Source organism: Pseudomonas fjordensis (assembly GCF_976987115.1).
This window is the reverse complement of record NZ_OZ336860.1, coordinates 5,378,051-5,402,128: the sequence shown is the minus strand read 5'-3', so window position 1 is coordinate 5,402,128 and position 24,078 is coordinate 5,378,051. Positions and strand designations below refer to the sequence as shown.

Here is a 24,078-nt window from a genome sequence, read left to right as displayed (position 1 = left end):
CAGCTTCCTGAAAGGCATCACTGGTTATCCTCTAGTCAGAAGTAAGTGAGCACTAGGAGAAAATCATGAAATTATTAAAAGTTGTTTTTGCCGCTTCCATCTTGACCATGTCTTCTTTGGCCATGGCTGAAGGAGGTGGTGACCGTGTTTATGGTCGAATGATGCAAGAGAACCAGAAGGCGATGGAGCAGTACGCCTTAGAAAACGGAAAGGCGACACCTGAAGTTGTTCATTATGAATACGGAATGAACCTCGATGTCCAGAAGGTAATCAGTACCACTCAAGCCAATAAAACCTGTGGCGTAGCCCCTTCGCGCATGACCTATGAAGATTCGGCGGGCAAGCTCAACACCTTGGAATACAAGGTTATGGGTACTAACTGCCCTCACGGAAGTTAATTAGCGTTAGCCCTGACTGCGCAAGGTTGTTCGGTATGTTTTGAGCCTGCTTGCTGTTCGCTGACACAGAAGTAATTTTCAGGTCACGCTGGAGTTATCTATTGTATGAAATTATGTCTGCCGGCACGTAGGAGAAATCCTCACGTGCTGGTGGCTTTTATAATTATAAAAAATATTTCATAAAGAAACTCTGCCAAGCTAAAGCCTGGAGTGTTAAATGAACAATAAAAGCATTTATGGTCTTTCTCTCATTTCCCTTGGCATGAGCATGGGGCAAGTTGCAGTAGCTGTGGAGCAAAAGCCTGAAGGGTTCATTGAGGGGAGCACCTTTAGTATTCTCAATCGGAATCTCTATCTCAATCGTGATTATCGAAAGGGTCAATCAAGCCCCACGGGCAATGGTTACTCAGCCGAATGGGCTCATGGCATCATTGGCCGATTCGAATCAGGCTTTACTCAAGGTACCGTAGGCTTCGGCATTGATGCGTTTGCAATGGAAGGCCTCAAGCTCGATTCAGGTGATGGTCGCTCGGGAGCCCGTAGCTCAGTCGATGTCTTGCCGCACAATAGCAAAGGCCAACCTGAAGACTCCTACTCAAAAGTAGGCGGGGCCGCAAAAGTGCGTTTCCTGGATACAGTCGTCAAGGTAGGCGACGTATTTCCATCGACGCCTGTCGTTGCCTATGGGGATTCCCGACTTCTCCCGGAGAGTTTCCGGGGTGCAACGTTCACTAATACCAGCATCAAAGGCCTGACCCTTCAGGGGGGCCGGCTGCATGCGATGAGCCAACCCAATTCCAGTAGCATGCGTGACGGCTTTTCAACTTTTTACGCCGGTGTAGTAGATGCTCCATGGATCGCTTATCTAGGGGGCGATTACACGGTCAATGAACACGTAGGTGTGAGTCTTTACACCAGCCAATTCAAGGATGTGTGGAACCAATACTACGCGGGCACCACATTGAGCTATCCACTCTCAGAAAGCGTATCGCTAATTGGCGGCTTTAATTACTACCGAGCGGTTGATGAGGGTGAAAAACTTCTGGGAAGCTTCGATAACAAGATCTGGAGCGGCAAGACCGGGGTCAAATTCGGAGCGCACGCCGTGACCGTTGGTTACCAGCGCAATAATGGTAACGACGACTTTGACTACCTTCGCCAGTCCGACTCAATTTTTTTGGATAACTCCATTCAGTACAGCGATTTCAACTCACCGAAAGAGCAATCCTTGCAGCTGCGCTACGATCTAGATATGCAGGCTTTCGGCATCCCCGGTCTGAGCTTCATGACCCGCTACGCTAAGGGTTGGGATGCGGACTATTCCAACGCAAACAGCGTGTACATGCGTCGCGGAGCGGACGGTGCCCCATTGCAGGACCAAAAGCGTTGGGAGCGAGACATCGAGGCTAAGTATGTCATCCAGTCAGGCTCACTGAAGGACATGTCTTTACGTGTCCGCCAAGCAACGACACGAGCTACCGATTTCGAATCTGATTTGGACGAGGTCAGACTGATTGTTGAATATCCACTGCAACTCCTTTAACGGGCATTAGCCATCGGCATCAACTGTCCGGTATCCCCGATACACCCCGTCTCCTTGTTTCTCCTTTGGTTTGGAGACGGCTTAGGCGCCCTAGTGGCGCCTTTTTTTGTGGATTGAAGAAACTGTTGGTATATCCATCCCGGCGGCGAGCGTCCCTGGGGTTGTATGGCTGATTGGAACGTGTGAACATACTCTCAATATAGGTAGGGGGGGTATGGTATGGGTCATATGAGATCAAGCAAAGACAATCTTCTTAAGCGTGTAAAGCGAATCGCTGGGCAAGTCCAGGCGATTGAGCGAGCACTCGACTCTGATGATGACTGCTCGAAAACCCTGCTTTTGGTCGCTTCTGCCCGTGGCGCTATCAATGGGCTGATGGATGAAATTATCGAAGACCACGCTCGTGAACACGTTGCGAATCCGACACTCAGCAACGAAGAAAGAGCGAAAGGCGTCGATGAGCTTCTCGAAGCCATTCGCCGCTATTCCAAATAGGATTTGCCCAGATGAGTAATTCGTACACCGACTATTCCCACGACCATATGTTCCTGGGGAAATCACATGAAGAAAACGCCAAGCGAACCTTGTGGGTAGTGGCTCTGACCGTCGTAATGATGGTTGCTGAAATCACCGCAGGTTATCTCACTGGCTCAATGGCGTTGCTTGCTGATGGATTTCACATGGCAACACACGCTGGAGCACTTGGCATAGCCGCAGCTGCTTACGGTTACGCAAAAAGACATGCCTCAAATGCTCGCTACAGTTTTGGAACTGGCAAGGTTGGAGACTTGGGTGGCTTCGCATCTGCTCTGATTTTGGGACTGGTCTCTTTGGGAATTGCCGGAGAGTCGCTATTTCGTCTCTTTCAACCGACTCAAGTGCAATTCGGGACAGCGACTCTTATCGCAATTGTCGGATTAGCAGTGAATGTGGTGAGCGCGCTTTTGCTGTCTGGCGGTCATAATCATCACCATGGGCATGACCACGGCCAAGATGAATCTCACCATGCACATGGTCATGACAATAATCTGCGCTCTGCTTATATTCACGTCATTGCAGATGCACTGACTTCGGTTCTGGCCATCGCAGCACTGCTTGCTGGTCGTTACCTTGGTTGGGTCTGGCTCGACCCTGCAATGGGGATTGTGGGTGCAGTTGTCATCGCACGCTGGGCTTGGTCGTTGATGCGGGTGACTGCGAGTGTATTGCTAGACCAGACAGATGATCATGTCGCTGAAGAGATTCGTGAACTGGTTGAGCGACAGGGAGATGCTTCGATCATAGATCTTCATGTCTGGCAGGTAGGGCCGCAAGCCCGCGCCGCTATTGTGAGTGTTCTAGGCAGCCCAGCAGTGAATGCACAAAACATACGAGAACGGCTTGCGACAGTTCATGAGATCACTCATCTGACAGTTGAGTACCGCACGAAGCCGGGCGCTGTTTCACCCGATCAGGTCGCCGTTCAGGCTTAGCAATGAGCCCGTAGTTCGCATAAGTTCGCCGAGGAATTGACCAATGGCCAAGGACATCGAGAATCCGTGTACTTCTGTCTGCCAGTTGAACAGCGAACTGTGCGTCAGCTGCGGTCGCACCAAGGAAGACATCAGAAAATGGAAACGAATGAAGCGTCCAGAAAAAATGGCCGCTGTACAACGCGCGACCCTGCGTCTGAAAAGCCTGCAAAAAAAGAACTCTCAAACCACTGTAATTTAACTTTTCTACGCTTTCAGCCGAGACAGATGTCCAGATTCGGAAAGGCAAGCTGAGTGGCAACGCCACCCGAACTTAGCACTATCGTGGTCAGATGCGCAGTGCTTGTCAGCAGACGGAGCATGGCGTCATCTCAAATTGTTATTGAGGACAGCGGTACGGGGTTATCCGATTCGGCGCAGGCGCGCCTTTACAGCTTGTTGCTGATCGTCCTTTGCGTATTGCTTGAGAATGAAATCAACATAGCATGTCCCGCTGCATGGCCATGAGCTGGGACCATGCTGTGGCCGAATGGATGAGGTGGGATTAGTTTGCGGGGTATTCAGCAATGACCTGATCTACGCCGGCTTTGGTCAGGCCGATTATTTGGTAGGTCTCATGTACTCCGTCGACTTCCATTCCTGGAGAACCTGCTGGCATTCCAGGAGCAGCGATCCCGAGAAGGTCGTCACGCTTACTCATCGCAATTATTTGCTCAACTGGCACATGACCTTCAACAAACTTCCCGTTGATCATCGCAGTGTGACAAGACGAGAGTCGTGGAGCGACACCTAGATCTTGTTTGACAGCACTCATGTTGGTTTCTACATGATCAATGACGGTGAAGCCATTGGCCTCAAGATGCTGAATCCATTTTTTGCAGCATCCGCAGTTTGCATCTCGATGCACATCGATGGTCAGGGCCTGCGCCGCTTGAGCCGTTGAGCCGATGAACAGCGCAGCGAATGTTGCAATACGCAGAAATCGACTTGAAAGTCGGAAGCTACCTGTCATGAATATTTCCTTTTCCCTTGGAGACGGCGAGATGTTCTACGAAGCAATAGAACCCCACTCAAGCGTTCATGCCGCTGCAAAGGTTACATTGAAGGATCTACTTTAGAGTCGGGGAGCCAACTCCCCGATCATTTGAATTCGTAGGGCTAGTGCTCAAATCGCTCAGAACCACATCCGAATACCAGCTACAAACCGGGCCTCGTTTGTCTTTTCCCCTTCATCGCTGGCTAGGTCAGCCGTCTTACCATATGAGCGATTCCAGCTAACACCAATGTAGGGTGCGAATTGACGAGTAATTTCGTAGCGCAACCGCAGGCCTAGTTCGGTGTTGGCCAATCCAGATCCTATGCCGCGCTGAGGATCATTTTTCCCGTACAAGTTTACTTCGGCGGTCGGCTGCAAGATCAGGCGATTGGTCAACAGGATGTCGTAATCGCCTTCAAACCGAGCTGCGGTTTGACCGTTCTCACCAATATAACCAGTCGCTTCAGCTTCAAAGTTATAGAGGGCCATGCCCTGAATACCGAGCGCTCCCCATGTTTGAGGTGACCCAGGTTTGAAGTCTTGTCGAATGCCGGTGACGACATCCCACCAAGGACCGATGGCGTGTCCCCACAGAGCCTGAAGTTCAGCGTTCTCGGTTACGCCATTGGTACGTTCGCCTTCCGAACGCAACCATAGGCGATCGACGTCACCGCCGATCCACCCTTTTGCATCCCAAGCCAGCGCACTACCGTTGTCAGCGTCTTGGTACTCAAATTTATCCAGGAGGATGAACGAGTTAATTTTTTTATCGTGCACACCATGGCCTGGTAAGTCTGGAAAAGCGGCGGCCCGGTCAGCGTCGGTAAGTACGGGGATTGGGGTTCGGCTTGTGGTAGTCGCCCCTCCATCCATGCTTTCCATACCGTCCATTTGCCCGTTATCGCTGTGATCCATAGCCCCCATCTTGCTATGGTCCATGGCTCCCATTGAGCCGTGGTCCATCTTGGAGTGATCCATCGCGGCATCTTTCGGTTTGGCGGGTTTGGATTTTTGTGCAGTTGAAGACTTTGCGTCCGCACTTGATGGCATCGCCATCGACGGATCCATCTCTTCAGCGGCTTGAGCCATGAAAAAGAATGCTGGACCGGTAGAGACTGCAAGTGCCATCAGCGTTGGGCGTAAAAACTTACTGGTCATGATCTCAATCTGCCTTTTTGGTTTTTTGGTCATGATCCATCGACTCATGGCTCATCTGGCTATGGTCCATCGCCCCGTGATCTAGCTTCGAATCGTTTGCCGTTGCTGGCTTGTCCGTTGCTGTAACAGGAACAGTGGTTGAATGGTCGCTGCCATTTTCCTCTGCCAGCACCGTGGACGAGAGTCCACCCAGCAGGACAGCGGCAAAGAGGCAACCCACGAGGGAATTACGATTTCGGTATGTGCTCACAGATCGTCTCCTTTACTCATCAACCCGTACTTCACGGAACATGCCCATTTCCATATGGAAAAGCAGGTGACAGTGATATGCCCAACGGCCTAAGGCATCAGCGGTGACTCGATAGCTGCGTTTGGTACCTGGTGGCATATCGATCGTGTGCTTGCGCACCATGAACTTGCCGTTCTCGTCCTCAAGGTCACTCCACATGCCGTGAAGGTGGATGGGGTGTGTCATCATGGTGTCGTTCACCAAGGTGATGCGCAGACGCTCGCCATACTTCAGGCGCAGCGGTTCGGCGTCAGAGAATTTGATGCCGTTGAACGACCACGAAAACTTCTCCATGTGACCGGTCAAATGAAGCTCGATGGTACGATTTGGCTCGCGGCCGTCAGGGTCTTGGAAAGTGCTTTTCAAGTCGGAGTAAGTGAGCACTCGACGACCATTGTTCCGCAAGCCTATGCCCGGATCACTTAGCTTTGGCGTTGGATTCATGGCTTGCATATCAACCAGGGGATTGTTGGTTTCAGAGGCAGGGTGTGTCTGCATTTCTCCACCCATACCACCCATGCCAGCCATCCCTGACATATCACCATTGCCCATCCCAGCCATCTTGCTGTGATCCATGCCCGCCATGTTAGTCATGTCACCGCTGTCCATGCCGGTCATCCCGGTCATGTCACTTTGGTCCATACCGGTCATCTTGCTGTGGTCCATGCCCGCCATGCCCGCCATGCCGGACATGTCACCTGGTGTCTTCTCTGCGCCGCCCATACCAGCCATGCTGCCATGGTCCATACCAGCCATACCGCCCATCCCCATGTCATCCATAGTGACGATTGGACGTGGATCTATAGCAGGTACCTGAGCAACTAGCCCTTCACGAAGAGCGAGGGTTCCGCGTGCATAACCCGTCCGATCCATAGACTGGGCGAAGATGGTGTAAGCCTCTTCACTGGCAGGCTCTACGATCACGTCATACGTTTCAGCTACGGCGATGCGGAATTCGTCAACACTCACTGGGTTGACGTGTTGGCCGTCGGCGGCCACAACGGTCATTTTCAAACCAGGAATGCGGACGTCGAAATAGCTCATCGCCGAGCCGTTGATAAAGCGTAGTCGTAGCTTCTCACCCGGCTTGAAAATACCGGTCCAGTTACCGTTTGGCGCCTGGCCATTCATGAGATAGGTGTAAGTATCTGCGCTGACGTCTCCAAGGTCGGTTGGGCTCATGTTCATTTCAGCCCACATCTTCCTGTCAGCTACTGTAGCTGACCAACCTTGCTTACTGACATCGTCGATAAAATCACCAACGGTGCGTTTATGGTGGTTGTAGTAGCCCGACTGTTTCTTAAGCTTGGCCATGACGCGACTAGGATCTTCATCGGTCCAATCAGTCAACATCACCACATAGTCGCGGTTGTATTGAAAAGGTTCAGGCTCTTTCGAGTCGATAACGATTGGCCCGTAAACCCCTGCCTGCTCCTGTAAGCCCGAGTGGCTGTGGTACCAGTACGTACCATTCTGATGAACCTTGAACTTGTACTCGTACATGCCGTCGGGTGCGATGCCATGGAAACTCAAGCCAGGTACACCGTCCATATTGGCCGGCAGAATGATCCCGTGCCAATGGATTGAGGTGTCTTGGTCCAGGCGGTTTTTTACACGCAGGGTGACTGTCTCTCCTTCGCGCCAACGCAGCAAAGGTCCTGGCAATGATCCATTGATGGTCATGGCTGTTCGCGGCGAGCCGGTAATGTTTACAGGTGTTTCACCAATAAACAGATCAAATTCATTGCCGGTGAGTACGCTCGGCAGACCTGGACTTGTCACCGCCCATACTGGAGTGCGCCAAAGGCCAAAGCCGCCGAGAATGCCACCAGCGGCCAAGCCTTTTACGAATGTCCGTCTAGAGGTTTTGGAATGCATGCCGTTTATTTCCAATCAGTCAAAAGGGAAGCCGTGCGAAACAACCGATCATGAGTTGCCCGGATCAGCTTTGCCCACCGTCACAAAAGACAAACTCTTACGGCAAGCGAGCTCAGAAATTGCCACATTTAAACCACCGCAGTGATTACATTTCTGTCAGCTTGGAGGGCTAGCTATTTAGCAATTCTTGTGATCCATCGCCTTGGCTTTGCTTTCAGCGACGGGATGTTGGGCATTTTGCGTTTGAGCTACTCGGTACGATTCCATCGAATTATTCCTGGCCACTTCCATGCGTGCGAAAGTCCGGTCACCACCCCCTTCAGCCATAGCCAAAGAAGAGACGGTCAGAGCCGCGATGACGAACAAGGTTTTGATAGGGTTCATTTGGGGGGCCTCGGATGATTATTGGTGACCCCTGAATCCACATCAATCGTTGACTCTAGGGGGTGAGCTTGAGGCTCAATAGGACTATAAGACTCATCCCCTGTCAGGAAGCTTAGGCCAATATTACAGTTGTGTCAGGTTGCGATATTTCTCTTGAGATGCAGAGTGATTAGTCCGTAAGGTCTAAGCTATCCAACGACACATAACCTCCATCCACCATCTAAAATTTACCTGTGCGGCGTTGTAAGTTTCCGGTCACTGCACGATGGCGTGGCGTTTTTTGAGTTTTTCGCTGAAATCATACATCGGCTCGGACGCACTACGTTAAGCACTTGAGTGTTCGATAGGTGGGAATTAAATGGCAGCGTAACTAAAGGTGGCCACCGGTGAGTATTAATTTTGACAAAGCGCTTGGCTCCGCAGAAAGAGCATTACGTTTTCGCAGCCAACGAGCTGAGGTACTTAGCAATAATATCGCTAATGCCGACACTCCTAACTTTAAGGCCAGGGACTTGGACTTTTCTGCTGTACTGGCTAGCCAAACAAAAGGAGGTTTGGCTACTCCGTTCTCTTTAAAAACAACAAACCCAAAACATATTGCCGTAAACGAATTAGTAAGTGATATTCACGGCGGTGCTTTGCTTTACAGTACGCCGAACCAACCTTCCATTGATCAAAATACTGTGGATCAACAGGTCGAGGTCGCAAAGTATACGGAAAATGAAATTCATTTCGAAACCGCCTTTACTAGATTAAATGGAGCATTTAAGGGGCTACTTAAAGCTCTGCGAGGTGAATAATAAACTTTACCCAGCGAGGGAATCAGCGCCTCAGGCGCTGATTTGGGAAGGGAAACCGAGTGCTTCGACAGTTTTACGGACTTGCTCTGGGTTTTCACTGCTTTCAACGCTTACCTTACCTGCTGCGCGATCCACGGAAATCATAGCCTCGCTGTCCAGTGACTGAATTGCTTTGGTGATTTTGCTGACGCAGCTACCGCAACCAATGCCTGATACGTTTAAGACGAACATGGTTATTCCTCTTGTGCTGAGCAGTCTATTTTCACCGCAACAACAAGATCAACGTAACCGTCCGGCCAGCACCCTCTCCTGACAGCCCTCCAAATTGGCCAAGATAGTGGACACCATTTTTTAGTGGACACTATCTTGGATACAGTTGCCCCAGCCCGTCGAGCCGGTCGCCGCCCCAACTTTCCGCTGGACTTTAAACGCCAAGTCGTCGAGGCCACCTTCCAGCCTGGCGCCTCCGTGTCATTGATCGCTCGCGAACATGACGTCAATGCCAATCTGGTCTTTCGCTGGCGGCAGCAATACCAAGAAGGGCTATTCGGCCCGGTCAGCCAGAGTGCTTCGTTTTTGCCAGTCCAGGTGATCGAGGCGCCAATGGATCTGCCGCCAGTCTTCCAGCCACAGGCAGAGTGTCATTCCGAGATCGCAGTTGAGGTAGGAAAAGCCAAGTTGCGTATCACCGGAGCACCAGACCCGCAGACGCTGCAACTCGTCTTGCAGCAGTTAGTGCGATGATTGCCCCTCCCGCTGGAACCCGTATCTGGATCGCCGCTGGCGTCACGGACATGCGTCGTGGCTTCGACGGTTTGGCGGCCATGGTGCAGACTCAACTGGAAGCCGATCCCTTCTCCGGTCAGATCTTCGCCTTTCGCGGACGGCGTGGTGACCGGATCAAACTGTTGTGGTGGGATGGCGACGGCTTGTGCCTGTTTTGCAAACGGTTGGAGCAAGGACGCTTTGTCTGGCCGCAAGCAACCAGCGGCAGCGTGTCGCTGACGACCGCGCAGTTGTCGATGCTGTTGGAGGGCATTGATTGGCGCCGGCCAATTCGTACAGCACCCGTCCTCGCGGTCTGACTTGCCGCGCTGAAAAAATCCCCAGTAATATTCGGGCATGACCCTCGTGACCGACTCCCTGCCGAATGATCTTCAAGCCTTGAAGGCGCTGATCGCTGCCCAGCACGCAGAGATTGAGCGCTTGAAGATGATGATCGCCAAGCTGCGTCGTACGCAGTTCGGTCGCAGCTCCGAGCAACTGGAAGCGATGATCGACCAGCTCCAGTTGAGCCTTGATGAGCTGCAAATCAGCCAAGCCGAAATGACACCTCCAGTCGAGCCGGCACCTTGCGCAGTTTCGCGCCGTAAACCATTGCCTGAACACCTACCTCGCGAAACCCACGTTCATCAGCCCGAGTCGCAATGCACTGGCTGCGGTGGGACGCTTCGCCATTTAGGTGAGGATGTGTCCGAAGTGCTGGAGTACGTTCCGGCACGTTTCAAAGTCATTCGCCATGTCCGTCCGAAGTGGGTTTGCCGCTGCTGCGAGCACTTCGCCCAGGTGCCGGCACCGAGTCGCCCGATCGCCCGAGGTCTTGCCGGCCCAGGGTTGTTGGCCCATGTGCTGGTCTCGAAGTTTGTCGATCATTTGCCGTTGTATCGGCAGTCCGAGATCTACGCCCGTGAGGGCGTGGAGCTGGAGCGCTCAACCCTGGCCGACTGGGTTGGCCAGAGCAGTCAGTTGCTGCGACCACTGATCAACGCCCTTGAGCACCACGTCATGAGCGGACACAAAGTCCATGCCGACGACACGCCGATTGGCGTGCTCGCGCCGGGCAACGGCAAGACCAAATCGGCGCGCCTGTGGACGTACGTGCGGGACGACCGACCTACGGGGGACGCGACACCGGCGGCGGTCTGGTTTGCCTACTCGCCGGATCGCAAGGGGCAACATCCCCGCGCGCATCTCAAGCGCTTCAGCGGGATCTTGCAGGCGGACGGCTATGCCGGTTTTGCTCAACTATATGCCACGGGCACCATTGAGGAAGCGGCGTGTTGGGCTCACGCCCGGCGCAAGTTTTACGAGGTCTACAAAGACCTGGCTTCACCACTTGCCGCCGAGGCGCTGCAACGGATTGCGGCCCTGTATGCCATCGAAAGCGAGATTCGAGGGCAACCGCCCAACCTGCGAAAAGTGGTTCGGCAAAGCCGAGCCAGTCCGCTGCTGGAACAACTCCACGCGTGGCTCAACCAGACGCTGACTCAACTGTCGAAAAAATCGGCATTGGGCGGTGCGATTCTCTATGCCCTCAATCGGTGGCAGGCCTTGGTGCGCTATTGCGATGACGGGCGAATTGAGATCGACAACAACGCTGCCGAACGCGCGCTACGTGCTGTCGCGCTAGGCAGAAAAAATTATCTGTTCGTCGGTTCCAACGCCGGCGGCGAACGAGCGGCTGCGATTTACAGCCTGGTGGGTTCAGCCAAACTCAACGACCTGAACCCGCAAGCCTATTTGACACACGTGCTGGAGCGCATCGCCGACCACCCGATCAATCGGGTCGACGAACTGCTGCCCTGGAACGTTTCTCTCGCCTCCACGGAACTCTGCGAGGCCGCCTGATCCATGGTCAAAACTGTTCGCTTGCCAAAACCCGAACCTGATTTGTTGCTACTGCACATTGAATTGAAGTGGATCGAACCTGCCATCTGGCGCCGTGTGGCGGTGCCCGAGAACATCACCTTAGGCAAATTGCACGCGGTGATCCAGATCGCAATGGGCTGGCACGATGACCATCTGCATGAGTTTGAAATAGCTGGTGAGAGTTACGGTATTCCCGACTCCGATGGATGGGGGCCTCCCGTGAACTCGGAGACCCGCAAGACTCTGATCAAAGCGTTGAACGGGAAAAGGACATTCCGCTAGGTCTATGACTTTGGCGATGGCTGGGATCACCGGATCAAAGTCGGAAAGAGAAATCCGATGCCCACTCCGTAGGACATTGAGTCGAAATCCAATCACGATGTTCTCATTGGAAGGGTCTGCAACAGATGTCGATTAAGCTCCTGGCCCACGCCGAACGCCTCTTGGACGCTTACGATAGTCAATCCTTGATGCTTGGAGGCCCAATCTTCTGCCGCTGGGATAGATGCGAAGAAATGCACATGGCAACAGAAGGACTGACGAACGTCGGCCGCCTCCTGCGGCAATACCAGTGACACTGCCACGTCGGCAGGTTCAACAGCCTGTATCTCGCTGGGTGAAACCGTAAGCGAAACGGGTGCTCCAGTTGCAGCGCAATGCGACGAGACGCGAGCTGTACGGCCGATTAACGCCGGGAGCATCAGGGTGTCCAGCGCGCACCAGGCATACAGCCGGCGGTTGTCAATTTCCAAGACATGCGACGTCTCGCGCAAGGTGAGGACATAGCCGATGATGTTCCCATCGTTGTCGTATTCGGTACTGGTGGCTTGTTCGAGCACAGCCGCCACTTGCTCAGCGGGCCAGCCAAGAGTCCTGGCAAGCGTAGTTCGCGAAATCGGGCGTCCCTTGGCAAGTTCACCCAGTAGCGCGACCAAGAACTCCGCAAAACCTTTGGGCCGGTTGGTCGGGGTGAGACGTTCGGCGATCTCGGTAATGTAGCGGGCAAATTTCATGGTGCTCTCCATTCATCCAGCGCAGCAGGACAATTGCTTTACGTCCTTGGTGAAAGTCTGCGCCGCGAGCTTCAGGCCCTCGACCATGGTTAGGTAGGGGAACAACTGGTCGGCCAGCTCCTGCACGGTCATGCGGTTGCGAATAGCCAGCACCGCCGTCTGAATCAGCTCGCCCGCTTCCGGGGCCACCGCCTGCACGCCGAGCAACCGACCAGAACCCGCTTCGGCGACCAGCTTGATGAACCCTCGCGTGTCGAAGTTGGCCAGCGCACGCGGCACGTTGTCCAGGCTCAGCGTGCGACTGTCGGTTTCGAGGCCTGCGCGCTGTGCTTCCGCTTCGCTGTAACCGACGGTGGCCACCTGCGGATCGGTGAACACCACCGCCGGCATGGCATCGAGATTAAGCGTAGCTTCGCCGCCGGTCATGTTGATCGCCGCACGGGTGCCAGCCGCCGCCGCGACGTAGACGAACTGCGGCTGGTTGGTGCAGTCGCCGGCTGCATAGATATCCACTGCGCTACTGCGCATGCCCTGATCGATCTGAATGGCGCCGCGTTCATCCAACAGTACACCCGCCGCTTCCAGGTTCAGGCTTTGGGTGTTGGGCGTGCGGCCGGTGGCGACGAACAGTTGGTCGGCGCGCAGTTCACCGTGGTTGGTGGTCAGTACGAATTCGCCGTTGGCGTGGGTCACCTGACTGGCTTGTGTCTGCTCAAGCACGTCGATGCCCTCCATGCGGAAGGCTGCGGTCAGCGCCTCGCCGATGGCCGGATCTTCGCGGAAGAACAGCGAGTTGCGCGCCAGGATGGTGACGCGGCTACCCAGCCGGGCAAAGGCTTGCGCCAGCTCCAAGGCCACCACGGATGAGCCGATCACGGCGAGCCGTTGCGGAATACTGGCGCTGGCCAGTGCCTCCTCCGAGGTCCAATAGGGGGTGTCTTGCAGCCCGCGAATCGGCGGCACGGCCGCACCGGCGCCGGTAGCGATCAGGCAGCGGTCGAACGCGACTTCGCGCCCGCCCCCCTCGACCAGTTCGACGCTGAGCGTGTGGCCGTCCTGGAAGCGAGCGGTGCCACGCAGCACGGTGATGGCTGGTGTGCTCTCCAGAATGCCTTCGTACTTGGCGTGACGCAGTTCGTCGACAAGGCCTTGCTGTTGCGCGAGCAGCCGCTCGCGCAGGACGGTCGGCGGCGTGGCGGGCATTCCGTCATCGAACGGACTCTCGCGGCGCAAATGAGCCACATGCGCGGCGCGAATCATGATTTTCGACGGCACGCAGCCGACGTTGACGCAAGTGCCGCCGATGGTGCCGCGCTCGATCAGAGTGACGCGGGCGCCGGCTTCCACCGCCTTCAAGGCGGCCGCCATTGCCGCACCGCCGCTGCCTATGACTGCAATGTGTAGCGCGTCGCCGTTTTTGCCGACCTCGGTGTCGCTGCGCAACCAGCCCAGCGCCTTATCGAGCTGGCCGGGGCGCGGTTGTAGCGAGGCGACTTCGAACGACGCTTGATACCCAAGGGCCTCGACGGCGGCTTGCATTTGTTCACGGCTGACAGCCGCGTCGGCCGTCATTTCGGCCTTCCCACCGGCGTAGGAGACGTCCGCCCGGTGCACGCCGGAGATTCCCTCCAGAGCATCTCTGACGCGGTCGGCACAGGAGGCGCAGGTCATACCGTGGATTCGCAGTGTGGTCATAGCGTTTACTTCCTCAAATGGGTCTCTTTGCGGCATTACTGTTTTGGCTGTGGTGGGCAGGCACCCGGGGCGCAACGGGGGTGGGCGGGCGACACGAGATCCCAGATCGAGCCCCCAAGCATGAGGGCCAGACCGATATAGAGCAGCCAACCGCTCCGCCAGCCATAAGCCCGCATCAAAAACACCGCAGCCAAGACCAGGACAGGGCCTATCAGGCCGAGTGCAGTTCGCTGCCACTGCCGATGTTTGAGCCAGCCAAGGGAATTGACGAGCAGCGCCAGGGCCGCAAACAAGGGCAGTAGCGTGGTGATGAACAGGCCTTCCCACTGGCTCAAAAAGCCCAGACCGATTGCAGCGCCTAAGCTAGCCAGAGCAGGAAAACACGCGGCGCAGCCTAGGGCTGAAACCAGCACACCGACGGAACTGGCTTTGTCACCGATCCGCGTGAACAGATTCAGAGGATTTCTCATTGGTATTTCCTCCTATTGCTTGATGGTAGATGGATAGCCGGCATCCTCGGTCGCCTTGGTCAGGGCCTCGGAGTTGGTCTTGGCATCGTCGAAGGTCACGATGGCTTCGCGTTTCTCGAAACTCACCTCGGTCTTGGTCACGCCCTCGACCTGGGTCAGCGCTTTCTTGACCGTGATCGGACAGGCGGCGCAGGTCATGCCCGGTACCGACAGGGTGACGGTTTGGATGGCGGCCCACACCGGGGAAACCACGGCAATGAGCGCGAGAGCGGCAAACAGCTTTTTCATGGGAGACTCCTGCCTGATCAGTAAAACAACGGGAGGATGTAGGGGAAACCGAGCGCGACCAGCACGAGTGCCATCACGAGCCAGAAAATGAACTTGTAGGTAGTTCGTACCTGCGGAATTGCGCAGGTCTCACCGGGTTTGCAGGCTTGAGCCGGGCGGAAAATGCGCCGGTAAGCGAAGAACAGCGCCAACAATGCCGCGCCGATGAAAAACGGGCGGTAGGGCTCCAGAACGGTGAGATTACCGATCCAGGCGCCGCTGAAGCCCAGGGCAATTAGCACCAGCGGGCCCAGGCAGCAGGTGGACGCAAGGATCGCCGCCAGACCTCCAGCGAGGAGTGCACCACGGCCCTTTTGTGATTCAGACATGGGTTCAACCTTTCGAATGTTTGATCGATGGGTTAAGGTTATTTCCGTAGTCAGGTACGGAGTCAAGCGGTATGAAAAACACTGCGGAAAGCCTGACCATTGGCGTCTTTGCCAAGGCAGCCGGGGTTAACGTGGAAACCATTCGGTTCTATCAACGCAAAGGGCTGTTGCCCGAACCGGACAAGCCCTACGGCAGCATTCGTCGCTACGGCGAGGCGGATATTGCACGGGTGAAATTCGTGAAGTCCGCACAACGGCTGGGCTTCAGCCTCGATGAAGTGGCCGGACTGTTGCGGCTCGATGACGGTACGCACTGCAATGATGCGCGTGTGCACGCCGAGCAGAAGCTCGAAGACGTGCGGGGGAAACTTGCGGATCTGCGGCGGATCGAGTTGGTCCTGGCGCAGTTGGTTGATGACTGTTGCGCGAGCCACGGGACGGTTAGCTGCCCGCTGATCGATTCGCTGCATGGAATAGATAGCCACGAAAACTTCGCGCCTTAGCCTACGATTTCCCGTTTCATTGCCCCCCTGTTTGTCGGCTTGAACAGGAAAAGAGCGGCGCTCAATGAGCCCCGTTGACTGGCCAAACCTACGGTCTGCTTTTAGCCACGCTCTTACCCTACAGAGCCGAGAGTCCTGATCACTTCGAATGCAAATGATTGGTCAGTTGCAACGCAAATGGGTGGTCAAGTGGGGTGCAATTTCGCAGTTTTTGAGTGTGAGCGCGTCAATCAGCGGTTAAAGGGGATTAAGGTCTGAGATGCAAGGCGGTGTAGTTCGGACGCTTACAGATCAACGTTGACACCACGGTAAGGTCAAGAGTTATGTATAGCGGGCTGTGAGCATCGGTTACGCTCATTCAATTCGGGTATTCCTCAGCCTCAAAGCATTGAAAACTACAGACGCAGAACTGACGCTCATGGCTAACGCAGCAATCATTGGAGACAGAAGGTGCCCCGTCAGTGGATAGAGCAGGCCTGCGGCGAGGGGAATACCCATTGAGTTGTAAAGGAAGGCGAACCCCAAGTTTTGCCGCATGTTTTTTACCGTTGCAACCGAAAGTGCCCGTGCCCGTAAAATCCCCATCAGGTCGCCTTTTACCAGCGTGAGCTGCGCGCTATTCATCGCGACGTCAGTCCCTGTACCCATGGCAATGCCCACATCTGCTCGCGCCAAGGCCGGTGCGTCGTTGATACCGTCGCCGGCCATGGCAACCTTTCGACCGGATTGCTGGAGGTCCGCCACCAGGCGCTCCTTGTCCTGAGGTTTCACTTCACCATGAACCTCTTCAATACCCATCTCCTTGGCGACAGCACGTGCGGTGGTGAGCCCGTCTCCCGTGGCCATGATGATTTTTACGTTATCAGCCTTAAGCTTGGTGACTGCTTCTTTAGAGGTCGGTTTTATCGGGTCTGAGACCGCTAGTAATCCTGCCAAGACCCCGTCAACTGCTAGATAGATGATGCTGATGCCTTCAAGGCGCAACAACTCTGCACGTTCTTGTAAGACCTTTGTGCTCACGCCGGCAGCTTCCATCAGTGCAGTGTTGCCCAGCTGTACTTTCTTGCCATCAACGAGACCACTCACCCCAATCCCTGAGCCGGACTCAAACGATTCAGGCTTGGTGAGCGCAATATTTTCAGTTCGGGCGTGATCGACGATGGCGTGTGCCAAAGGATGTTCGCTGCCTTGATCAAGGCTAGCGGCCAGTTGAAGCACATCGCGTGGGTTGAAATCTGGTGTGGCCTCCACACTGTGAAATACCGGCCGTCCCTCTGTCAGGGTTCCCGTTTTATCGACAATCAGTGTGTCGATCTTGCAAAGGTTTTCGATGGCACTGGCATCTCTGAACAGCACACCCATACTGGCGGCTTTACCCGTCGAAACCATGATCGACATGGGCGTTGCCAGACCCAGAGCACAGGGACAAGCGATGATAAGCACGGCGACAGCGTTGATCAGGCCGAAGACCCAGCTGGGTTCCGGGCCGAACAGTCCCCAACCTATGAGGGTCAGCAACGCAATCGCGATAACCGCCATCACAAAGTAGCCGGCGATCGAGTCGGCCATTCGTTGCATGGGCGCTTTGGAGCGTTGGGCTAGTGCGACCATTTGTACTATCTGCGACAGCATGGTGTCAGCGCCGACCTTTCGCGCCTCCATCACCAAGCTTCCATGAGTATTAAGCGTGGCACCGATCAGACTATCCCCTGCTCTTTTCATGACCGGCACAGGTTCACCAGTGAGCATGGATTCATCCACCGCACTTTCTCCCTCGAGTACAGAGCCATCAACTGGCACTTTTTCACCAGGTCTGACCCGCAAATGGTCTCCCAAGTGAACATGGGTAAGAGGAATGTCTTCCTCCTGACCATCGGCGTTGATCCTGCGTGCAGTCTTGGGAGATAGGCCAAGAAGGGACTTAATGGCGGCGGAGGTTTGTGACCGTGCTTTGAGCTCAAGAATCTGCCCAAGCAAGGTGAGCGAGATGATGACCGCAGCGGCTTCGAAGTAGACGCCGATGCGTCCATCTTGCATGAAGGTGGTGGGAAAACTTTGGGGAAATAGGGTTGCCGCGACGCTGTAAAGATAGGCTGCGGCAGTACCTAAACCAATCAGAGTCCACATGTTTGGACTGCGATTTCTAACGGATGCTATGCCTCTTACAAAAAAGGGCCAACCTGCCCATAAGGTGACCGGAGTGGCAAGAGCGAACTCGATCCAGTTTTGAACCGAACCATGGAAGATTTGTAATGAGTGACCCGCCATGGCTAGAAGGGCCACCATTACGGTTAAAGGCAGCGACCACCAAAAGCGGCGGGTGAAATCCAGGAGCTCGGGTTTGTCATCGTCATCAAGCGCGGGCATGACGGGCTCTAATGTCATGCCACATTTAGGGCAATTGCCGGGCCCTGGCTGTCTTATTTCCGGGTGCATAGGACAGGTAAACTCAGTGGCTACCTGTAGCGTGGGCTCTATAGCGGCGCTGCTGGGTTCAGCGCTGGGATGATTACCAATGTAGCGTTCTGGATCTGCCCGAAATTTCTCTTGGCATTTCTGGCTACAAAATTGATACGTCTGTCCTTGGTAAGACTCGCCAAATTTACTTGGAGGTATAACCGCCATACCGCACACCGGGTCGCGTAGACCACCGTCATTGGGTGAGGCAGCGTGGGCGGGACCGTGATCGTGGTGGCTCGGTGGAGTGGGCATAGCTATTTCTCTTCCTTGTTGGTTCCTGCCTGATCGCCATGGTCATGTCCGCCATGTCCATGTCCAAAAAAATGCATCAATGGACAGATCAACAGGATGAGGTAGGGCAAATACGGATAAACGTGGGTGAAATGTTCCCGCACCCCGTAAAAGGCACCGATCGCAATGAGCATGATCAGTACAACGCCTGTTTTGCGCCTCCAAAATGGTGGGGAGGTGCTTCCAGCCGGATGCTGATGCTTATCCATGATCTAGACCCCGTGTGTGAGCGTGTTGCTCTGATCTCTGCCTCAGAGCATAGCGAACTCTTGCGTCGACGCGGTTTTAGCGGTCGGTTCAGGCTTACTTCAAGTCAAATTGACCGACCATCCCCGACTGGTAATGACCTGGCACGTTGCAGGCAAATTGAAGTCCAGTTGTGTTGTTGAAGGTCCAGATCAACTCCTTGGTTGCCCCTGGCTCGATCAGCACGCTATTCGGGTCGTTGTGTTCCATTCCAACCATCTTCATGCCTCCCATGCTATGGCCCATGTTGCCCCACATTTTTCCAGTTCCGGTGGGTGTAAGCGTTCCATTCTGGAACATGCTCGCCATTTCTTTTTGGTGCGCCGCGTGAGCAGCGGCTTGGCCGATATTGAACTCGTGCAGCAACGCCCCTTTGTTGTGAAGTACAAAGCGAACCGTTTCACCGGGCTTTACGTCGATGCTTTTAGTTTTGAAGAAAATATCACCCATCTCTACATCAACCGTGCGAGTGACCTCTGAGGCGACTCCAGGCTGACCGATATCCTCTTTCCCATGACCTACGCTGGCCATCGCCGTAGCGCCGAGGAGTAGGGTGATTGCCGCAATAACTGGAGTAATGAGCTTAGTTTTCATGGTGACCTCGAGAGCCAGTGGAAAATACTAGCTATGCTAAAGGGATAGAGCTGAGCGTTAACTGACTTGAACACTACATTTCTGTCAGTTTTCCTGAGAAAACACGGCGCCCAGATGACGCCGTGTCTAGTGGGCGGTTCAGAGAGCCCCGTAGGAGTTATTCGGTTACTGATGGTTCTCAGAAAGCATCAGTTTGTGCTCGCGCTGCATTTGGTTCAAAACGTCATCAACCATGGCGTCGTGTTTTTCCATCCAGGCGAGATGTTCCTGAGGTGACATTGATGCTTTTGGATGATCTAGATGAAGCTGGCCCATGATCTCGCCCAGTATTTTCATATGCTCGGCCATGTGAACATGGCGCTGCCCTTCAGGAGCTTTTTCAGCTTGTACCAAGGTCGCTTCGGCTTTATCGCGCAGGCTTTCCATGCGCTCCATAATCCGATCTGCACCACCTTCAGCCAACGCAGATGCTGAGATGAGTATCGAACTAGCAAAGAATAGGACTTTTAAACGGTTCATGAGGAAGCTCCTTTTTGATTTGTTTTCCGGCTCCTCTAGCTTTCATGGTTAAGAGTCGGTCGAGCACCAGAAAGTACTCATGCTCGAACCCTAGACAGCACTCGCTGACATCTACCTGAAGCCAATATTACTTTTCTGTCAGTTGCTGGTTGGCAGAGGCATTTCATTGCAGACTCAGCCTCACAATTATTCGAGAGCCATCCCCATGAGACTTCTGGTTGCGGAAGACGAACCCAAAATAGGTATTTATTTGCAGCAAGGACTCACCGAGGCGGGGTTCAATGTTGATCGTTTTACCAATGGCAAAGACGCGCTTCAGCACGCCTTGAGCGAGGCGTATGACCTGCTGATTCTCGATGTGATGATGCCTGGGCTGGATGGCTGGGAAGTACTTCAGAAAGTGAGAGCATCCGGAAAAAATGTCCCTGTGCTTTTCCTCACGGCGCGAGACCGAGTTGAGGATCGGGTAAAAGGACTTGAGCTGGGGGCTGACGATTACCTGATCAAACCCTTCGCATTTTCTGAATTGCTGGCTCGCGTCAGAACGCTGCTGCGTAGAGGTACCACTGCCCCCTCCCAAACCCATATGAAATTGGCTGATTTGGAGGTGGACCTCCTCAAACGCAGGGTTATCCGCGCAGGCAAACGTATAGATCTAACGGCCAAAGAGTTTGCGTTGCTCGAATTGCTGCTCCGTCGTCGAGGTGAGGTTCTGCCCAAGTCGCTTATTGCTTCCCAGGTCTGGGACATGAACTTTGACAGCGATACTAACGTCATCGAGGTTGCTGTCAGGAGGCTCAGAGCAAAGATTGATGATGATTTTGAGGTCAAGCTTATCCACACCTCTCGAGGCATGGGGTACATGCTGGATGCGCCGGATTCGGGGACGGGGTCGGAATGAAGCGAATGTCCCTGACTACGCGCATGAGCCTGATGTTCATGCTAGCTGTAACGGCTGTGCTCACCGTCGCTGGACTCAGTTTTAACAACCTCAGCCGGCATCATTTCAAGATGCTGGATCAGCAGGCGCTGAACGAAAAGCTTCACTCGACGCAAAGAATTTTGACTGGGTTGAACAGCATTGATCAATTCAGTGATGTTAAGCCTGAGCTGGAGGCACTGCTTGGTGCTCATCGTGATTTGACAGCTCTTATCATCGATGGTGACGGTAAGCTCCTGTTTGCTGACCCAGGTCCGATCGTAGTTCCTGAAGACTTCCGAACGGTCACAAACAGCAATGTCTGGGAGTGGCGAGACCAGGAGCAGATATTTCGAGGCGTGACGGCGCAAGCCATAGTGACGGGGCAGGACAAGCCATTGACAGTGATGTTGATCTTTGATGTTACTCAACATATGGCCTTCTTCGAGACGCTTGAACGATGGTTTTGGATAGGACTGGTGATAAGCGCGCTGGTCAGTGCTGCACTGGGCTGGATGGTAGCGCGTAGTGGACTACGACCTATTCGCCTAGTCACTCAGGTAGCAGCTTCGATGTCAGCTAAATCGCTCAAAGAGCGTATTCCATTAGGTCCCGTTCCCCAAGAGCTCCAGCAGATGGTGCTCTCGTTCAACGCAATGTTATCTAGACTGGACGATGCGTTTGTTCGTTTATCGAACTTCTCTGCGGACATTGCTCACGAATTACGGACACCCGTTAGCAATTTGATGACTCACACTGAAGTGATTTTATCTAGAAAAAGAAATATTGAGGACTACGAGGACAATCTGTACTCAAATCTTGATGACTTGAAACGTATGGGACGTATGATTGATGACATGCTTTTTCTAGCGAAATCAGATAACGGTCTAATTACACATGAAAACAAACCGATTGACCTGGTAGCAGTAGTAGAGAAATTACTCGAGTACTACCGTTTGCTGGCTGATGAGCGAGGGATCGACCTGAAGGTCACAGGCAGGGGTAGCGTCCGAGGTGACGTACTCATGCTCGACAGGGCCATCTCTAATCTGCTCTCAAATGCGCTCCGGTACACCCCCGAAGGAAAGTGTATTACTGTCGATATTCGGCAGAAAGGAACTTCAATATCAGTCTCTGTGGAGAACCCGGGAGAGCCCATTGCGTCCGAGCATCTTGAAAAGCTGTTTGATCGATTTTATCGCGTGGACCCAGCTCGCAGAGAAGGAAGTCCAAGTAATGCAGGGCTAGGTTTATCGATTACTCGATCTATCATTGAAGCGCATGACGGAAAAATATGGTGTACGTCGTTAAACGGAATAACAGCCTTTCATATTGAACTCCCATGTGCTGATGCAAGAAAGGTCTAAGACACCTTGTTCATATGTATGCAGGCAACATGTGGTTAGCTCAATAGGATCGTTTTTGGATGAGAGAAAACTCTTGGAGCGTTCCAAAGAAAGTCGCGTATTTGGCGCCGTATCCGGGCAGATCAGTGCCAAAAACCCGCCCCAAGCTGACTGAAATGTAATCGAACAGTTTGCGTTCATGTGGCATCGTGTACTCGCACTGTGACGTTGGAAATCTTGTGATTCCTCCCTGTCCAGCCGGCCCTAGAACACGGAATTTGCTAGGTATTCGTCAGTGGTTTTAACGAGCGTCAAAAAGTAAAAAACTAGATATTCCCTAAAAACCTAGAACCAACAGCTTTTGCTGTCAGGAGTCTTGCATGTCATTCCTTAAAACTACCACCGTAGCTGTTGCGCTGACTGCGGGTTTGCTTCTGAGTGCAGTTGCTCAGGCGCATCCAAAGCTGGTTTCTTCTACTCCCGCTGAAGGATCGGATGCGGCGGCTCCGTCTAAAATCGAACTGCACTTTTCTGAGAATCTAACGACTCAGTTCTCTGGTGCAAAGCTGATTATGACCGATATGCCTGGTATGCCGAATTCACCTATGGGCGTAAAAGCTAACGTGGCAGGTGGCGGTGATCCGAAGACGATGGTTATTACACCCGCATCGCCATTGACCACGGGTACTTACAAAGTCGAATGGCGTGCCGTTTCCTCGGACACTCACCCGATTACCGGCAACTTTTCTTTCAAAGTGAAATGATTCATGAGCGACTCATTAAATATCGTTGTTCGCTTTGCTCTTTATTTCGACCTGATGCTGTTATTTGGACTGGCAATTTTTGGTCTTTATAGCCTCAGGGGAAAAGAAAGAATATCGGGAACAGTTTTGAATTTTGAGTCGCTTCTTTACAGTACTTCTGCTGTAGGTGTAGCTCTGTCCCTTGCCGCCATGTTGTTACTTGCGAAAGCAATGAGTGGCGTGTCGGGTTTCATGGAGCTACATCACCATATCTTTCAAATGGTTCTCATGGGGACTGACGTCGGTTTGACCTGGATGGTCCGAATAGGGGCGTTGGTGACGGCCATTATTGGCGTTTCCCTGAACAAGCGCTTTCCAACACTGAGTCTTTGGATTGTCACTGTCTGTGGCGCGATTGCGCTAGCGACGCTGGCATGGACAGGGCACGGAGCAATGGACGAGGGGAGCCGTCGCTACTGGCACTTTATTAGCGATATCTTCCATCTTTTGGCCGCAGGCGGTTGGTTGGGTGCGCTAGCGGCATTTGCCCTGCTGCTGCGTTTGAAATCACTGAAAGGTGAGCGAGAAGCACGAATTCTTGCTCGGGTACTGACAGGGTTTGAATCGGCCGGCGCGGTGATTGTAGTGATCATCAGCATTACGGGAGTGGCGAACTACCTATTTATCGTTGGGCCAAATCTCGATGAGGTGATGCTCAGCACTTATGGCGAGTTGCTATTTTTGAAGGTCCTGCTCTTTGCCGGGATGATCGTATTAGCGACGCTCAACCGTTTTCACCTAAGCCCGCTCTTGGAACGTTCTGTTCGAAATGGAGACTATGCTGTCGCGGTCAATGCCTTGCGCCGTAGCATGAAGCTCGAATTTTCAATGGCAGTCATCATTATTTGTCTAGTCGCATGGTTAGGTACTTTAAGCCCGGTCATGGAAATGAGCGCGGCATAGCGGTTGGTGATGGCCGACTAAGGAGTCTCAAGGGTGAATTGTAAGGGCCATTT

At 53.6% G+C, this 24,078-nt stretch carries 29 protein-coding genes and 1 pseudogene; 15 read left to right on the top strand and 15 right to left on the bottom strand.

What is annotated here, in order from left to right:
• Nucleotides 1-65: 65 nt before the first annotated feature.
• The 5 genes from ACWHXD_RS24720 (at nt 66) to ACWHXD_RS24700 (ending at nt 3,654) form a co-directional block, all read left to right on the top strand.
• Nucleotides 66-398, top strand: a complete 333-nt coding sequence (locus ACWHXD_RS24720) for a DUF2790 domain-containing protein (protein ID WP_008432869.1) — start codon at nt 66-68, stop codon at nt 396-398.
• 217 nt (nt 399-615) lie between these two features.
• The gene (locus ACWHXD_RS24715; RefSeq protein ID WP_008432871.1) at nt 616-1,941 is read left to right on the top strand and encodes an OprD family porin; all 1,326 of its coding nucleotides are present in this window, start codon (nt 616-618) and stop codon (nt 1,939-1,941) included.
• A gap of 219 nt (nt 1,942-2,160) precedes the next feature.
• Nucleotides 2,161-2,436, top strand: coding sequence for a metal/formaldehyde-sensitive transcriptional repressor (locus ACWHXD_RS24710; RefSeq protein WP_024073346.1), 276 nt, complete (start codon nt 2,161-2,163; stop codon nt 2,434-2,436).
• Between the two features lie 11 nt (nt 2,437-2,447).
• On the top strand, nt 2,448-3,413 hold the full coding sequence (dmeF, locus tag ACWHXD_RS24705) for a CDF family Co(II)/Ni(II) efflux transporter DmeF (RefSeq protein ID WP_008437453.1): 966 nt from the start codon (nt 2,448-2,450) through the stop codon (nt 3,411-3,413).
• A gap of 43 nt (nt 3,414-3,456) precedes the next feature.
• On the top strand, nt 3,457-3,654 hold the full coding sequence (locus ACWHXD_RS24700) for a DUF1289 domain-containing protein (RefSeq protein ID WP_008437450.1): 198 nt from the start codon (nt 3,457-3,459) through the stop codon (nt 3,652-3,654).
• A 303-nt stretch (nt 3,655-3,957) separates the two neighbouring features.
• On the opposite strand, the gene ACWHXD_RS24695 is transcribed toward ACWHXD_RS24700, so the two are convergent.
• The 5 genes from ACWHXD_RS24695 to ACWHXD_RS24675 form a co-directional block, all read right to left on the bottom strand.
• Nucleotides 3,958-4,425, bottom strand: a complete 468-nt coding sequence (locus ACWHXD_RS24695; RefSeq protein WP_008437448.1) for a DUF411 domain-containing protein — start codon at nt 4,423-4,425, stop codon at nt 3,958-3,960.
• Between the two features lie 162 nt (nt 4,426-4,587).
• A complete protein-coding gene (locus tag ACWHXD_RS24690; protein WP_499084768.1) occupies nt 4,588-5,640 on the bottom strand; it encodes a copper resistance protein B in 1,053 nt (350 codons plus the stop codon).
• Nucleotides 5,612-5,857 (bottom strand): hypothetical protein, encoded by a 246-nt coding sequence (locus tag ACWHXD_RS24685; RefSeq protein ID WP_024073347.1) that lies wholly within the window; start codon nt 5,855-5,857, stop codon nt 5,612-5,614. Before ACWHXD_RS24685 ends, ACWHXD_RS24690 begins: the two co-directional genes overlap by 29 nt.
• Before the next feature lie 12 nt (nt 5,858-5,869).
• Nucleotides 5,870-7,774 (bottom strand): copper resistance system multicopper oxidase, encoded by a 1,905-nt coding sequence (locus ACWHXD_RS24680; RefSeq protein ID WP_008437439.1) that lies wholly within the window; start codon nt 7,772-7,774, stop codon nt 5,870-5,872.
• Between the two features lie 177 nt (nt 7,775-7,951).
• Nucleotides 7,952-8,158, bottom strand: a complete 207-nt coding sequence (locus ACWHXD_RS24675) for a co-regulatory protein PtrA N-terminal domain-containing protein (RefSeq protein ID WP_019821302.1) — start codon at nt 8,156-8,158, stop codon at nt 7,952-7,954.
• A 386-nt stretch (nt 8,159-8,544) separates the two neighbouring features.
• On the opposite strand from ACWHXD_RS24675, the gene flgB reads away from it, so the two are divergent.
• Entirely contained in the window at nt 8,545-8,958 is a 414-nt protein-coding gene (gene flgB, locus ACWHXD_RS24670) for a flagellar basal body rod protein FlgB (RefSeq protein WP_008437437.1), read from the top strand.
• A gap of 30 nt (nt 8,959-8,988) precedes the next feature.
• Here flgB and ACWHXD_RS24665 read toward each other — a convergent pair whose 3' ends face one another.
• A complete protein-coding gene (locus ACWHXD_RS24665) occupies nt 8,989-9,189 on the bottom strand; it encodes a heavy-metal-associated domain-containing protein (protein ID WP_008437435.1) in 201 nt (66 codons plus the stop codon).
• Nucleotides 9,190-9,405: 216 nt separating this feature from the next.
• Between ACWHXD_RS24665 and ACWHXD_RS24660 the strand changes: the two are divergent.
• The 4 genes and pseudogenes from ACWHXD_RS24660 to ACWHXD_RS24645 form a co-directional block, all read left to right on the top strand.
• Nucleotides 9,406-9,702 (top strand): annotated as a pseudogene (locus ACWHXD_RS24660) (transposase); the annotation flags it as partial.
• Complete coding sequence (tnpB, locus tag ACWHXD_RS24655) at nt 9,699-10,043, top strand: IS66 family insertion sequence element accessory protein TnpB (RefSeq protein WP_003425037.1); 345 nt, start codon at nt 9,699-9,701, stop codon at nt 10,041-10,043. The pseudogene ACWHXD_RS24660 and the gene tnpB, both read left to right, overlap by 4 nt.
• Before the next feature lie 37 nt (nt 10,044-10,080).
• Nucleotides 10,081-11,586 (top strand): IS66 family transposase, encoded by a 1,506-nt coding sequence (gene tnpC, locus ACWHXD_RS24650; protein WP_120249094.1) that lies wholly within the window; start codon nt 10,081-10,083, stop codon nt 11,584-11,586.
• A gap of 3 nt (nt 11,587-11,589) precedes the next feature.
• A complete protein-coding gene (locus tag ACWHXD_RS24645) occupies nt 11,590-11,889 on the top strand; it encodes a plasmid pRiA4b ORF-3 family protein (protein WP_003425039.1) in 300 nt (99 codons plus the stop codon).
• 92 nt (nt 11,890-11,981) lie between these two features.
• Here ACWHXD_RS24645 and merB read toward each other — a convergent pair whose 3' ends face one another.
• From merB to merT, 5 genes are read right to left on the bottom strand one after another with little or no spacing between them, the layout of a single operon-like run.
• A complete protein-coding gene (merB, locus tag ACWHXD_RS24640) occupies nt 11,982-12,620 on the bottom strand; it encodes an organomercurial lyase MerB (protein WP_003425042.1) in 639 nt (212 codons plus the stop codon).
• A gap of 12 nt (nt 12,621-12,632) precedes the next feature.
• On the bottom strand, nt 12,633-14,315 hold the full coding sequence (merA, locus tag ACWHXD_RS24635; protein WP_003425044.1) for a mercury(II) reductase: 1,683 nt from the start codon (nt 14,313-14,315) through the stop codon (nt 12,633-12,635).
• 35 nt (nt 14,316-14,350) lie between these two features.
• Nucleotides 14,351-14,785, bottom strand: a complete 435-nt coding sequence (merC, locus tag ACWHXD_RS24630; RefSeq protein WP_003425046.1) for an organomercurial transporter MerC — start codon at nt 14,783-14,785, stop codon at nt 14,351-14,353.
• A 12-nt stretch (nt 14,786-14,797) separates the two neighbouring features.
• On the bottom strand, nt 14,798-15,073 hold the full coding sequence (gene merP / locus ACWHXD_RS24625; protein WP_003425048.1) for a mercury resistance system periplasmic binding protein MerP: 276 nt from the start codon (nt 15,071-15,073) through the stop codon (nt 14,798-14,800).
• A gap of 17 nt (nt 15,074-15,090) precedes the next feature.
• A complete protein-coding gene (merT, locus tag ACWHXD_RS24620) occupies nt 15,091-15,441 on the bottom strand; it encodes a mercuric ion transporter MerT (RefSeq protein WP_003425049.1) in 351 nt (116 codons plus the stop codon).
• 71 nt (nt 15,442-15,512) lie between these two features.
• Here merT and merR point away from each other — a divergent pair, with 71 nt between their 5' ends.
• Nucleotides 15,513-15,944: a mercury resistance transcriptional regulator MerR gene (merR, locus tag ACWHXD_RS24615; RefSeq protein ID WP_003425050.1), complete on the top strand. Its 432-nt coding sequence runs from the start codon at nt 15,513-15,515 to the stop codon at nt 15,942-15,944.
• Between the two features lie 354 nt (nt 15,945-16,298).
• Here merR and ACWHXD_RS24610 read toward each other — a convergent pair whose 3' ends face one another.
• The 4 genes from ACWHXD_RS24610 to ACWHXD_RS24595 all read right to left on the bottom strand — a co-directional run bounded on the left by ACWHXD_RS24610 (nt 16,299) and on the right by ACWHXD_RS24595 (nt 20,054).
• On the bottom strand, nt 16,299-18,656 hold the full coding sequence (locus tag ACWHXD_RS24610) for a heavy metal translocating P-type ATPase (protein ID WP_024073349.1): 2,358 nt from the start codon (nt 18,654-18,656) through the stop codon (nt 16,299-16,301).
• 2 nt (nt 18,657-18,658) lie between these two features.
• Nucleotides 18,659-18,904: a DUF2933 domain-containing protein gene (locus ACWHXD_RS24605; protein WP_032899631.1), complete on the bottom strand. Its 246-nt coding sequence runs from the start codon at nt 18,902-18,904 to the stop codon at nt 18,659-18,661.
• Between the two features lie 94 nt (nt 18,905-18,998).
• A complete protein-coding gene (locus tag ACWHXD_RS24600; RefSeq protein ID WP_008437431.1) occupies nt 18,999-19,535 on the bottom strand; it encodes a cupredoxin domain-containing protein in 537 nt (178 codons plus the stop codon).
• Between the two features lie 165 nt (nt 19,536-19,700).
• A complete protein-coding gene (locus ACWHXD_RS24595) occupies nt 19,701-20,054 on the bottom strand; it encodes a co-regulatory protein PtrA N-terminal domain-containing protein (RefSeq protein WP_008437430.1) in 354 nt (117 codons plus the stop codon).
• A gap of 205 nt (nt 20,055-20,259) precedes the next feature.
• Between ACWHXD_RS24595 and ACWHXD_RS24590 the strand changes: the two genes are divergently transcribed.
• The 4 genes from ACWHXD_RS24590 (at nt 20,260) to copD (ending at nt 24,025) form a co-directional block, all read left to right on the top strand.
• The gene (locus ACWHXD_RS24590; RefSeq protein ID WP_008437429.1) at nt 20,260-20,955 is read left to right on the top strand and encodes a heavy metal response regulator transcription factor; all 696 of its coding nucleotides are present in this window, start codon (nt 20,260-20,262) and stop codon (nt 20,953-20,955) included.
• Complete coding sequence (gene copS, locus ACWHXD_RS24585; protein ID WP_008437425.1) at nt 20,952-22,340, top strand: copper resistance membrane spanning protein CopS; 1,389 nt, start codon at nt 20,952-20,954, stop codon at nt 22,338-22,340. The genes ACWHXD_RS24590 and copS overlap by 4 nt, the downstream gene beginning before the upstream one ends.
• Before the next feature lie 359 nt (nt 22,341-22,699).
• Complete coding sequence (copC, locus tag ACWHXD_RS24580) at nt 22,700-23,083, top strand: copper homeostasis periplasmic binding protein CopC (RefSeq protein WP_008437424.1); 384 nt, start codon at nt 22,700-22,702, stop codon at nt 23,081-23,083.
• 3 nt (nt 23,084-23,086) lie between these two features.
• Nucleotides 23,087-24,025, top strand: coding sequence for a copper homeostasis membrane protein CopD (gene copD, locus ACWHXD_RS24575; RefSeq protein WP_008437423.1), 939 nt, complete (start codon nt 23,087-23,089; stop codon nt 24,023-24,025).
• Nucleotides 24,026-24,078 lie beyond the last annotated feature (53 nt).